Here is a 12265-nt window from a genome sequence, read left to right on the forward strand (position 1 = left end):
TTTTTACAAAATTAGGCGAGTTTGTCTTTTACTCGTCTAATTTCTCCAAGTATTATTATTTGTGTACGGTTTTAAAGTTTGTATCAATAAATGTGTGAATAATGATAGTATTGTTAAAAATTATGTAACACTTATTCTACTAAGATTATTCACTTTTGTACTACAATTACTTACCAAGCTACTCCTACTGAATATCTTTTATATTAATAATTTTGTAATGTTTTTTAGAATTAAACAAAGATTTATTGTCATTAAATAAATTTTAAATACAATAATAAGCTTCAAATATTGCTATTAAATATATGCTTTGTAAATTTGTATAACTTGAATAATCTTAATCTTAGTTGCTAAATGAAGTCTAATCGGAATTGGATAATTTTATTGTTGTGTATTATTTCGATAGAAACCTACTCACAAATTCAAATTACTTTCCCCGTAACGAGGATAGTTTTTCAGCGTAATAATCAAAATCAAGCTTATGTAAATATTGCAGGTAGTTATTTCCAACTACTTGATCGTATAGATGCACGTGCTATACCAATTAATGGAGGACAAGGTACCGACTGGATAACTATTCAGAATACTTTAAATTCAGGCATTTTTAATGGATCACTTCTGCTGAATGGTGGGTGGTATAACATCGAATTAAGAGGTGTTCTAAATGGGAATACCGTAACTTCTACTACACTTGAAAGGGTTGGTGTTGGCGAGGTATTTATTGTGTCGGGACAGTCAAATGCCCAAGGAGACGCCAGTTATTCTGGTGGTGCAACCGGAGCTTCTGATGATCGTGTTTCTACAATTGATTACTATGATGCTGCTCTTAACGAAGATGCTTTGCCTTTTCAGTTTTCGCACATGGGTGATTTTACAAGAATGTCTCCTTATAATTATGTACCTTGGTTTTGGTCAAGATTAGGTGATAAACTTGCCCAAAGGCTCAATGTGCCCGTATTATTTTATGGAGCAGCATTAGGAGGAATTGGTAGCGAGGTTTGGCGACGATCTGTTGAAGGGCAAGATTTAAGACAAGAGCTGCCCACATTTATTAAAGTACAAGGAATGCCTTACAGAGGTTTGAAGGCCGCTTTGCAACGCTATGTTACACGAACGGGCGTGCGAGCAGTTTTATGGCAACACGGGGAAAGTGATGAAAATATATTGGCAGAACTTTATTATGCTAACGTAAAAACAATTATTGATAAAAGTAGGGAAGACTCAAAAAAAGGCGACTTAGCTTGGGTAGTTGCGAGGTCTTCACGTAATCCTACTACACATCAGAACGTTATAGATGGACAAAATTTTATTATCAATAGAATGTCAAATGTTTTTAATGGTCCTACAACTGATGAAATTGCTGGATCAAATCTAAGAGCAGATGGGATTCATTTTCATAGAGATGGACTCAATAGAGCAGCAGAATATTGGAATAGTTCACTCAATGACTCATTTTTTAATAATTCTCAACCACTTCTTGGTCGAGATCTCCCTAAGGTTTATTTATCTTGCAATAGTAGTAATATTAATAATAGGTTCACCATAACAACCGATGGCGGCTTTTCACGATATAATTGGAGCAACGGGAATACATCTACTGCATTTGTTGTTAATAACGGTAGTTATTCACTTAAAGCACAAGACGATGTTGGAAATACTTATTTCTCACAACCTGTTTCAATTTCACCAAATAATCCAATTGTTCAGCCTAATATAAATATTGGTGGCCCCACAACTTTTTGTGATGGAGGAAGTGTTCAGTTAACCTCAAGTATTAGCGGTGGAAATATTTGGAGTAATGGGGAGCGTGGTCAATCAATTTCTGCCCGTAATAGTGGTGCTTATACCGTTACAAATTACACATTAAATGGTTGTACAACAGTTTCGCCGCAAGTATCTTTAAATGTGATGTCACTGCCTAAAAACAGTATTATACCGTCTAAAGCACTTCCTATTTGTCCTGATGACAGCATTTCATTAGTTACTAATAATTTTGATAGAGTTAGCTATCAGTGGAATACCAATGCTACTTCTCAAAATATAACTGTCAAAAAAGAAGGAAATTATAGTTTGAGGATTAAAGGTGAAAATGGTTGCGAATCTCAAAGTTCAATTGATGTTACCCTTCGTCAACGGCCTGTAACTAATGTTTTAGCCGATGGACCAACAACTTTTTGTTTAGGAAAAAGCGTTAACATAACTTCTACTGGCAATTTTGCCGCCTATTTTTGGAGTAATGAAACATATTCAAAAACAACCAATATTCGTTCGAGTGGGAATTATTCGTTAAAAGTACAAGATAATAATGGTTGTTTATCCGAGCCAGTCATTACCAATGTTGTTGTTAATTCATTGCCCTCAAATAAAATAGTAGCCAACGGAATTGACAAGTTTTGTGAAGGCAATATTGTAAAATTACAACCATCTTCAACTGATAACTTAACATATCAATGGAATACGGGAGAAAACACTAAAGAAATAAGTATTGGTAAACCAGGTCTTTATACCCTTGTTGTCCGAGATAATAATAGTTGTGAGTCGAAACCCGACTCAATTACATTAAAATATATTCCACCACCTGCTGTCTCTATCATAACCACAGAAAATTTGAATACGATTTGTCAAGGAAATAACATTATACTCACCGGAAGCAATGCTGTATCTTATGCTTGGAGTACAGGCTCAAGTTCTAATAATATTTTAGTTGATAAGGCAGGAGTTTACACATTAAAGATTAGAGATGAAAAAAATTGCGAATCAAATCCAGTTTCATTCGAGGTATTTGTAAAAGAAACACCACCTAAGCCCTCGGTTTTTATGGAGGGAGCTTATGAATTAGAGGCAATACCAGGGTCATTTATTAATGGACAGTTTTTTGAATGGAAGGTTAATGATACTAATATACAACCAACAACGTCAATAATAAAAGCTGTTTCATCAGGAATCTATTCGGTTCGAACTGTATTAAAACATTCTATTACCAACAATGGTACATTGGTTTGTTATTCGCCCTATTCGGCTAATATAAACTTTTTAATTCCAGACAATGACAATGGTATGAGGATTTACCCAAATCCAAACCCAACTGGGTTATTTTACCTCGAATCAATAAATGATAATACCAACGCCACAATAATCATATATAGTCTTTCAGGTAAAAAAGTATTATCGATGAATATTGACAATTTAAAAGAGAAAAGACTTTTAGATTTACGGTCACTTGAAAGTGGAAACTACATTATTCGTTTAATTAGCAGCGAATTTACCGCCACAGCCACCCTAATTGTTAAATACTAATTGGTGCTTACCATTTTCAATCTCTTTTTATTTTGTTTCTAAACATAACAGTAGTAATTTTGGTGCAGAAAAGTTATTCGTTAGTATGTACGTGCTAATCATAAGTTATTCATACACTAATAATTTGCTTTTACTTCATCAATATGAAAGAATATTTGCCTTCCGATTTCCTTCCGATTTTAGTGCAGTTAATTGCTGCGATTGGTTTCATTGTGACTACAATGATCGTAACTCATTCAATTGGCCCAAAACGAAATAGTGAACTAAAAGATGCACCCTTTGAGTGCGGAATTGAAGCACAAGGCGACGCTCGAGCTCCTATCTCAATTAAGTATTTTCTAACAGCTATATTATTCGTATTATTTGATGTCGAAATTATATTTATGTATCCTTGGGCGGTCAATTTTATGAAATTGGGTTGGTTCGGCTTTGTCGAGATGCTTACATTTATAAGTCTTTTGATGGCTGGATTTTACTATATCATTCGCAAAGGAGTGCTCAGTTGGGAAAAAGATTAATGCTTCCAAAGTTATTCTAGAACATTTCACAGGTACAAATGGTTATTATTTTTGTAATTTTACATAGAAAAGTAGCTGCAAATTGTAAGATTAGTAACTCAATTAAGGAAATAAGTTCTTTTTAAGGATATAAAGTAATATTTTTAAAACAACCTAAATTCTGAATTGTAAATTGTAAATTCTATTTATGAGTAATCCAGTAAAAATAATAGAAGCACCAGAAGGACACGAAGGAACAGGCTTTTTTGCAACCTCATTCGATAAAGTAATTGGTATTGCTCGAAGTAACTCACTTTGGCCATTGCCATTTGCCACTTCTTGTTGTGGAATCGAATTCATGGCAACAATGGCTTCACACTACGATATATCACGTTTTGGCTCAGAAAGACCAAGTTTTTCGCCACGTCAAGCAGACTTATTGATGGTGATGGGAACAATTGCAAAAAAAATGGGGCCAATTGTTAAACAAGTTTATTTACAGATGGCTGAGCCACGCTGGGTAATTGCTGTCGGAGCTTGTGCATCAAGTGGAGGTATTTTTGATACCTATTCAGTGCTACAAGGTATAGACAGAATTATACCAGTAGATGTTTATGTACCGGGTTGTCCGCCACGTCCTGAACAAATTTTAGATGGTTTGATGGAAATTCAAAAGTTGGCAGTTAATGAGTCTTTACGTCGTAGAAATATGGACGAATACCAAGCCTTATTAGAATCTTATAACATTCAATAAGTCAAAATTTTTAAACTGGAATGACAAATCAACAAATAGCTGAAGATTTATTAAGCTGTTTTGGCGAAAATGTGAATACATTTGAAGAACCTTGGGGTCTTCTTACTTTTACTACCAATCGCCAAAATATTATAGCTTTGCTCGACTATCTCAACAAGCATGAAACTTTTCGTTTTAAATTCTTAACTGACCTCACAGGTATTCATTTGCCAGATAATAAAGGAGCAGAATTTGGCGTAATATATCATTTGCATAGCCTCGAAAACAACGTCAGAATACGCATAAAAGTATTCCTTTCACAAGATGATTTACATATTCCTACGGCATCAACTATACATGCTTCGGCGAATTGGATGGAGCGTGAAACGTATGATTTCTTTGGAATATTATTTGATGGACACCCAAAATTGATGAGAATATTAAACATGGAAGAAATGGATTACTTCCCGATGCGAAAAGAATATCCTCTCGAAGATGCTACTCGTCAAGACAAAATTGATGCCTTGTTTGGGCGTTGAGTATAAAGCTAAAGAGTATAGAGCAAAAAATATTCACTAATTCGCTCACTCACTCATTCACTCACTCATTTAGAATGGAAGACTTACTGATACCAAAAAACACTACCGATGCGTTGGCGTTCAATCGTCCAATTGTTGAAGATACTGAATATACAACCCTTAATCTCGGACCAACTCACCCTGCCACACACGGAATTTTTCAGAATATATTGAAAATGGACGGTGAAAAAATTGTGTCAGGCGAGCAAACAATTGGATATATTCATCGTGCATTTGAAAAAATCGCAGAGCGTCGCCCTTTTTATCAAATTACTACACTTACCGACCGAATGAATTACTGTTCGTCGCCTATCAATAATATGGGATGGCACATGACAGTCGAAAAACTTTTAGGCGTAACCGTTCCAAAGCGTGCTGAATATATTCGTGTTATAATGATGGAATTAGCACGTATTTCCGACCATTTAATTTGTAATTCAATTTTGGGCGTTGATACAGGAGCATATTCTGGCTTTTTATATTTATTTCAAGAAAGAGAGAAAATATACGAAATCTATGAAGAAATGTGCGGAGCTCGACTTACAACCAACATGGGGCGTATTGGAGGAATGGAGCGTGATTTGTCGCCAACTGCCATCAAGAAAATAAAGCAATTAATTTACCATGATTTGCCAAAAACTTTAGCAGAATTTGAAAAATTATTCAATCGAAATAGAATTTTTATAGATAGAGTAGTAAACGTTGGACCAATTACTGGTGAACGTGCATTAGAATACGGTTTTACAGGTCCAAATCTTCGTGCAGCAGGAGTTGATTATGATGTGCGTGTGATGGAACCTTATTCATCATACCAAGATTTTGAGTTTGATATTCCAATTGGACATAATGGCGATACTTACGACCGATTTATGGTGCGTAACCAAGAAATGTGGGAAAGTATGAAGATTATTAAGCAAGCTCTTGAAAATCTGCCAATTGGTCCATATTATGCCAACGAAGACCATTATTACTTACCTCCCAAACATGATGTTTTCAAAAATATGGAAGCACTCATTTACCACTTTAAAATAGTGATGGGTGAGATAGACGCTCCTGTAGGCGAAGTATATCATGCAGTAGAAGGTGGCAATGGAGAATTGGGATTTTATTTGGTAAGTGATGGTGGCAGAGCTCCTTATCGTTTGCATTTCCGTCGCCCAAGTTTTATTTATTATCAGGCTTATCCTGAAATGTGCAAAGGTACTTCGATTTCTGATGCCATTGCCATTTTGAGTAGTCTGAATGTAATTGCTGGTGAGTTAGATGCATAATAATTTGATTTAAAAATGACTGAAATAATAAATAAAATAGCTTTTACACCTGAGCGTTTGGAAAAGGCAAATGAAATGATTGCCCGTTATCCAGAAGGTAAACAAAAATCGGCAATTATGCCCATCATGCATTTAGCACAAGAGCAATTTGCTTGGATGAGTCAAAGTGTGATGGATTATGTTGCAGAATTGCTTGAAATACAACCTATTGAAGTTTATGAAGTGGCAACATTTTATACTATGTTTCACCTCGAGCCAGTTGGAAAGCATGTAATAGAATATTGCCGAACAGGCCCTTGCGTATTGATGGGTGGCGAAGAAGTTTATGATCATTTGCAACAAAAATTAGGTATCAAAAAAGGTCAAACAACATCTGACGGACTTTTTACGCTAAAAGAAGTTGAATGTTTGGCTGCATGTGGTTGGGGACCATGTTTTCAAATACGTGAACAGTATTATTTGCACCTCAATAATCAGAAAGTTGATGAAATAATTGATGAATTGTCTAAGTAATCAAAGTTTCTAACATGAAAAAACTAAGCATACTCTTTTTATTTGTTTTTTTTGGATGCAAATCAAAAGAGCTTAACCCAAATAATTTAATTGGGGTTTGGAAATTAGTTGGAGGCAACGATAAAATAGAGTTTATTGATAATACCAGTTTATTTAAAGTAATATTAAGAGAACCTAACCAACAACCAATTGTAGGAGAAGGGCTTTATCAATATACAACTTTTAATAATGAAATAGAAATTTTGAATACCTTAAGTAGTTGTACTTGCTCAAAAAAGGCAGTATATTTTAAAGTTTTTGAAAATAATACATTTGAGATAGGAGATTTCTATAAATCCAACTCAAGCAACAACACACTGAAATTTAGGAAGCAATAAATTTATGTCAACAAAAATATTAACCGAACATATCAGCACACCGGGAATCGAAACTTTTGAGGTTTATCGAAAAAAAGGTGGTTATAGTGCAGTCGAAAAAGCCATCAAAAAGATGACTCCTGATGAGGTTGTGGAAGAAGTAAAGAAATCAGGTATTCGTGGACGTGGTGGTGCAGGTTTTCCGATGGGCATGAAATGGTCATTTTTAGCAAAACCAGAAGGTATTCCACGCTATTTGGTTTGTAATGCTGACGAATCAGAGCCTGGTACTTTCAAAGACCATTATTTGATGAAAAATCTTCCTCATTTATTAATTGAAGGAATGATTATTTCAAGTTTTGCTTTGGGAGCAAACAAATCGTTCATTTATGTTCGTGGCGAATTGATGTATGTTATTCGTATTCTCGAAAAAGCTATTGAAGAAGCAAAAGCGGCTGGCTTTCTTGGAAAAAACATCCTTGGAAGTGGATACGACCTTGAATTAATTGTTCACCCAGGTGGAGGAGCCTATATTTGTGGAGAAGAAACAGCGTTGTTAGAGTCGCTGGAAGGCAAACGTGGAAATCCGAGAAATAAACCTCCCTTTCCTGCTGTAAAAGGACTTTATCAAGCTCCAACCGTTGTCAATAATGTAGAATCAATCGCCACAGTTTCGTGGATAATAAATAATGGTGGAGAAGCTTATGCGGCAGTCGGTATTGGAAAAAGTACAGGAACTAAACTTATTTCAGCTTCTGGGCATATCAAAAATCCAGGAGTTTATGAAATCAATTTAGGCTTACCTTGTGATGAGTTTTTAAATTCAGATGAATATTGTGGAGGTGTACGAGCTGGTCATCAGTTGAAAGCTGTTGTAGCGGGAGGTTCATCAGTACCGATTGTTCCTGGAGCATTATTTTTGAAAAATATCAATGGTGAAGATAGATTAATGTCTTACGAATCACTTTCAGATGGTGGTTTTGTAAGTGGAACAATGTTAGGTTCAGGTGGCTTTATTGTTTTTGATGAAACTGCCTGTATTGTGCGTAATACTTGGAATTTTTCTCGTTTTTATGAACACGAATCATGCGGACAATGCTCTCCATGCCGTGAAGGAACTGGTTGGATGCAAAAAGTTTTGAACCGTATTGAACATGGAAAAGGGAATATGAGTGATATTGATTTATTGGTTGATGTTGCTAAAAAAATAGAGGGGAATACGATTTGTCCATTAGGAGATGCTGCCGCTTGGCCTGTTGCCAGTGCGATTCGTCATTTCCGTGATGAATTTGAATGGCATATCAATCATCCAATAGAAGCAACAAAACCTGGGGCTGTTTATATGGGTGGTGTTTTGGTATAAATTTTTTGAATCTATTTAATATAATAGATTCAAATCCAAATGTATTCATCACTATTTCAAATAAAAATTTAGACGGAGAAGAATTTATTAGCAATGGAAGATATAAAACCAACATTATTTAAAGTAACCGTTGATGGTATTGAGGTGGAAGTTGCACCAGGAACAACCATTATGCAAGCGGCACGAAAAATTGGTCCAGAAGTAGCACCTCCTGCGATGTGTTATTACGAACCATTGAAAGGAACTGGCGGAAAATGCCGTGCTTGTTTGGTAAGAGTAGCTGCTGGCTCGGCAAAAGACCCACGCCCAATGCCAAAATTGGTTGCTTCTTGCATCACACCTGTACAAGATGGTATGATTGTAGAAAACTTCTCAAGTCCACAAGTAGTAGAGGCTCGTAAAGCTGTTGTAGAGTTTTTATTACTAAATCATCCACTCGATTGCCCTGTTTGTGACCAAGCTGGCGAATGTCATTTACAAGATTTTTCTTACGAAAATGGCGTTGGCACAACTCGTTATGAAGAAGACCGTCGTACTTTCGAAAAAGAAGATATTGGCCCATATATTCAACTGCACATGACACGTTGTATATTGTGTTATCGTTGCGTTTATACTGCCGATCAACTTACAGATAACCGTTTACATGGAGTTATGGGTAGGGGTGATCATTCTGAAATTTCAACTTATATTGGTAAAGCAATAGACAATGACTTTTCTGGAAATGTGATTGATGTTTGTCCAGTTGGAGCTTTGACTGACAAAACTTATCGATTTAAAAATCGTGTTTGGTTTTCAAAGCCTGTTGATGCCCATTGTGACTGCGACAAATGTAGTGGACACGTACAGCTTTGGTATAGAGGAGAAGAAGTGATTAGGGTCACGGCTCGTAAAAATGAATGGGGTGAAGTAATAGAATTTATTTGTAATACTTGCCGTTTTGAAAAGAAAAACACAAGTGATTGGATAATCGAAGGGCCTTCAAAAGTAACACGTGCTTCGGTTATTTCTGCTAATAAATATGGTAGAAATTTAATTAAAAAGCCTGTTTTCGATTTAAAACTGGCAGAATCTCAATACAAGCAAATTGATGATGCTCGTCCTTTTGAAACTGAAATGTCAGAAATCAAAAAGTCGGAAGACTATCAGGCTTTGATGGAGCAAAACAAAAGCTATTTTCACAAATAAATTTTGAGAAAAAATAAATTATTGATTAAGTATTTTCTTGCATTTATACGAAATTTTAAGCCTTTTGCTTTTCTTGAAAAATCGTAAATTTTCAATCGTCAATCGTACATACCCCTTATGAGTTCTTTTATGCAATGGTTAACCGAAAGTATGTATCTTTGGAAAACCCTTATTATTATACTAATTTTTGCAGTAACCTTAGGAATCGCTGCCTATTCTACATGGGCCGAGCGTAAAGTTGCCGCTTTTATTCAAGACCGTGAAGGACCAAACCGTGCGGGTTGGGGTGGTTTATTACAACCTATTGCCGATGCTGGAAAAATGTTTTTTAAAGAAGATTTTATTCCTGCAAAAGCCGATAAATGGTTGTTTATTTTAGGTCCTTGCCTTTCAATGTTTACTGCATTGATGGCAAGTGCAGTAGTACCTTTTGGAGATACATTTATTATTGGTGGAAAAGTGTTAATGGTTCAAGGAATTGAAATAAATGTAGGTATTTTATACGTATTTGGGGTTGTTTCGTTAGGTGTTTATGGTGTAATGATTGGAGGTTGGGCTTCAAATAATAAGTTTTCATTATTAGGTGCTATTCGTGCTGCTTCACAAAATATTAGTTATGAATTAGCAATGGGGATGTCAATTATCGCTATTTTGATGATGTCAGGAACGCTCTCATTACGTGGAATTACTGAACAACAACACGGTGGAAATTGGAATATATTTTATCAACCACTTGGTTGTTTGATATTTATAGTTTGTGCATTTGCCGAATGTAACCGTACACCATTTGACTTACCCGAATGTGAAACCGAATTAGTTGGTGGTTATCATACTGAATATAGTTCTATGAAATTAGGTTTTTACCTTTTTTCCGAATATATCAATATGTTTACCTCGTCGGCTGTTACGGCTTGTTTGTTTTTTGGTGGCTACAATTATCCAGGAATGGATTGGGTGCATACTCAATTGATGGCCGCTCTTGGCAATAATTTTGGTCATAACGTAGCTACTTTGTTAGGAATTGGTGCCATGTTTACGAAAATTTTATTTGGAATATTTTTCTTTATGTGGGTACGTTGGACAGTTCCAAGATTTCGTTATGACCAATTGATGAACCTTGGTTGGAAAGGTTTAATCCCATTAGCAGTGATAAATATCATAATTACGGCAGTATCTATACTTTCTGGCTATAAACTTATTGGAATGTGGGTAGGATTGGCTATAATGCTCACAATTCTTTCAATATATTGGGCAATGCGTCCGAAAAGACAAAATGCAGTTTTAGGTGCGTAAATTTAATGTAAATGTGTGATAATCAATACTCTATCACTTTTAAACTTACGAATTTTAAACTTATTAACTACTAAAATATGCAATTAACTAATAGAGCAAAAAAGACTGATAAAACAGAAATGAGCTTATTTGAAAGAAGTTATCTTCCTTCATTAGCTACGGGACTGGGAATTACGATTAGGCATTTTTTTATGAAAAAGCCAACTATTCAATATCCCGAACAAAAGCGTTACCTTGGCCCTATATTTCGTGGACACCATATTTTGAAGCGTGACGAAGAAGGTCGTGAGCGTTGTACCGCTTGTGGACTTTGTGCGGTGGCTTGTCCAGCAGAAGCAATTTCAATGGTGGCAAAAGAGCGTGTGAAGGGCGAAGAACACCTATATCGTGAAGAAAAATATGCGGCAGTTTATGAAGTAAATATGCTTCGTTGTATTTTCTGTGGGCTTTGCGAAGAAGCCTGTCCAAAACAAGCCGTTTATTTACGACACGATAAATTTGTGCCAGTTTTTACAGAGCGTGATGGTGTTGTTTATGGTAAAGACCAATTGGTTGAAGACATGAATCATCGTTACCAACGTGATGCTTGGACTAAAGAGGATGAAATGAAACTTTGGAAATAAGTAAATGAATTAATAAAATAGATATGGAAATTTTTAAAAATATATTACAATTACCGCCAATTTGGTACAGTTTTGCTATTCTGTCGGTGCTCACACTTTTTGGTGGATTAGGCACAATTATGTCTAAGAATCCTGTGCATAGTGTCATTTATTTGATTGTTACCTTTTTCTCAATTTCAGCTCATTACATTTTATTGAATGCTCAATTCTTGGCGGCTGTCAATATTATTGTTTATGCTGGAGCAATTATGGTTCTTTTCTTATTTGTCATTATGTTTTTAAATATGAGAGAAGAAGAGGATGAGATGAAAAACAATAAAATTATTGTGGCTGCAGTAACTACTGCTGTAATTATGGGAGGTATTTTAGTGATTTTCCTTAGAAAAGCTGACCGAGAGCCCGTAAATACATTGACTTTTAGTTCTCAAACAGGCATGGTTGAAGTGTTAGGGAAATCATTGTATGGAGAATATTTATTGCCTTTTGAGCTTATTTCTGTATTGTTTTTAGTTGCGATGGCAGGTGCGGTAATGCTTGCTAAACGTGAACCAGGAGAGAG

The 12265-nt window shown here is 35.5% G+C and carries 12 protein-coding genes; all 12 read left to right on the plus strand.

Going from position 1 to position 12265, the window contains the following annotated elements:
- Nucleotides 1-351 precede the first annotated feature (351 nt).
- Nucleotides 352-3294 (plus strand): T9SS type A sorting domain-containing protein, encoded by a 2943-nt coding sequence (locus ACH2CJ_RS17670; RefSeq protein ID WP_394994673.1) that lies wholly within the window; start codon nucleotides 352-354, stop codon nucleotides 3292-3294.
- Nucleotides 3295-3437: 143 nt separating this feature from the next.
- Entirely contained in the window at nucleotides 3438-3812 is a 375-nt protein-coding gene (locus tag ACH2CJ_RS17675) for an NADH-quinone oxidoreductase subunit A (protein ID WP_394994676.1), read from the plus strand.
- 187 nt (nucleotides 3813-3999) lie between these two features.
- Entirely contained in the window at nucleotides 4000-4545 is a 546-nt protein-coding gene (locus tag ACH2CJ_RS17680; protein ID WP_394994678.1) for an NADH-quinone oxidoreductase subunit B, read from the plus strand.
- Nucleotides 4546-4565: 20 nt separating this feature from the next.
- Nucleotides 4566-5063, plus strand: a complete 498-nt coding sequence (locus tag ACH2CJ_RS17685; protein ID WP_394994681.1) for an NADH-quinone oxidoreductase subunit C — start codon at nucleotides 4566-4568, stop codon at nucleotides 5061-5063.
- A 74-nt stretch (nucleotides 5064-5137) separates the two neighbouring features.
- The gene (gene nuoD, locus ACH2CJ_RS17690) at nucleotides 5138-6373 is read left to right on the plus strand and encodes an NADH dehydrogenase (quinone) subunit D (RefSeq protein WP_394994683.1); all 1236 of its coding nucleotides are present in this window, start codon (nucleotides 5138-5140) and stop codon (nucleotides 6371-6373) included.
- A gap of 15 nt (nucleotides 6374-6388) precedes the next feature.
- Nucleotides 6389-6886 (plus strand): NADH-quinone oxidoreductase subunit NuoE, encoded by a 498-nt coding sequence (nuoE, locus tag ACH2CJ_RS17695; RefSeq protein ID WP_394994685.1) that lies wholly within the window; start codon nucleotides 6389-6391, stop codon nucleotides 6884-6886.
- A gap of 14 nt (nucleotides 6887-6900) precedes the next feature.
- Complete coding sequence (locus tag ACH2CJ_RS17700) at nucleotides 6901-7263, plus strand: hypothetical protein (protein ID WP_394994688.1); 363 nt, start codon at nucleotides 6901-6903, stop codon at nucleotides 7261-7263.
- 4 nt (nucleotides 7264-7267) lie between these two features.
- Nucleotides 7268-8605, plus strand: a complete 1338-nt coding sequence (gene nuoF, locus ACH2CJ_RS17705; RefSeq protein WP_394994691.1) for an NADH-quinone oxidoreductase subunit NuoF — start codon at nucleotides 7268-7270, stop codon at nucleotides 8603-8605.
- A gap of 93 nt (nucleotides 8606-8698) precedes the next feature.
- On the plus strand, nucleotides 8699-9790 hold the full coding sequence (locus ACH2CJ_RS17710; RefSeq protein WP_394994694.1) for a 2Fe-2S iron-sulfur cluster-binding protein: 1092 nt from the start codon (nucleotides 8699-8701) through the stop codon (nucleotides 9788-9790).
- 117 nt (nucleotides 9791-9907) lie between these two features.
- Nucleotides 9908-11083 (plus strand): NADH-quinone oxidoreductase subunit NuoH, encoded by a 1176-nt coding sequence (gene nuoH / locus ACH2CJ_RS17715; RefSeq protein WP_394994697.1) that lies wholly within the window; start codon nucleotides 9908-9910, stop codon nucleotides 11081-11083.
- Between the two features lie 77 nt (nucleotides 11084-11160).
- Nucleotides 11161-11706, plus strand: a complete 546-nt coding sequence (locus ACH2CJ_RS17720) for a NuoI/complex I 23 kDa subunit family protein (RefSeq protein ID WP_394994700.1) — start codon at nucleotides 11161-11163, stop codon at nucleotides 11704-11706.
- Between the two features lie 23 nt (nucleotides 11707-11729).
- Nucleotides 11730-12265, plus strand: a 536-nt coding sequence (locus ACH2CJ_RS17725) for an NADH-quinone oxidoreductase subunit J (protein ID WP_394994703.1), incomplete at its 3' end; no start/stop codon positions are given.

Source organism: Emticicia sp. (genome assembly GCF_043780375.1).
GTDB lineage: Bacteria > Bacteroidota > Bacteroidia > Cytophagales > Spirosomataceae > Emticicia.

Coding starts and splice junctions, on each gene's coding strand:
- nuoE (WP_394994685.1), top strand. CDS start 6,389: ATGACTGAAATAATAAATAAAATAGCTTTTACACCTGAGCGTTTGGAA.
- ACH2CJ_RS17675 (WP_394994676.1), top strand. CDS start 3,438: ATGAAAGAATATTTGCCTTCCGATTTCCTTCCGATTTTAGTGCAGTTA.
- nuoD (WP_394994683.1), top strand. CDS start 5,138: ATGGAAGACTTACTGATACCAAAAAACACTACCGATGCGTTGGCGTTC.
- ACH2CJ_RS17720 (WP_394994700.1), top strand. CDS start 11,161: ATGCAATTAACTAATAGAGCAAAAAAGACTGATAAAACAGAAATGAGC.
- ACH2CJ_RS17710 (WP_394994694.1), top strand. CDS start 8,699: ATGGAAGATATAAAACCAACATTATTTAAAGTAACCGTTGATGGTATT.
- ACH2CJ_RS17685 (WP_394994681.1), top strand. CDS start 4,566: ATGACAAATCAACAAATAGCTGAAGATTTATTAAGCTGTTTTGGCGAA.
- ACH2CJ_RS17670 (WP_394994673.1), top strand. CDS start 352: ATGAAGTCTAATCGGAATTGGATAATTTTATTGTTGTGTATTATTTCG.
- nuoF (WP_394994691.1), top strand. CDS start 7,268: ATGTCAACAAAAATATTAACCGAACATATCAGCACACCGGGAATCGAA.
- ACH2CJ_RS17700 (WP_394994688.1), top strand. CDS start 6,901: ATGAAAAAACTAAGCATACTCTTTTTATTTGTTTTTTTTGGATGCAAA.
- nuoH (WP_394994697.1), top strand. CDS start 9,908: ATGAGTTCTTTTATGCAATGGTTAACCGAAAGTATGTATCTTTGGAAA.
- ACH2CJ_RS17680 (WP_394994678.1), top strand. CDS start 4,000: ATGAGTAATCCAGTAAAAATAATAGAAGCACCAGAAGGACACGAAGGA.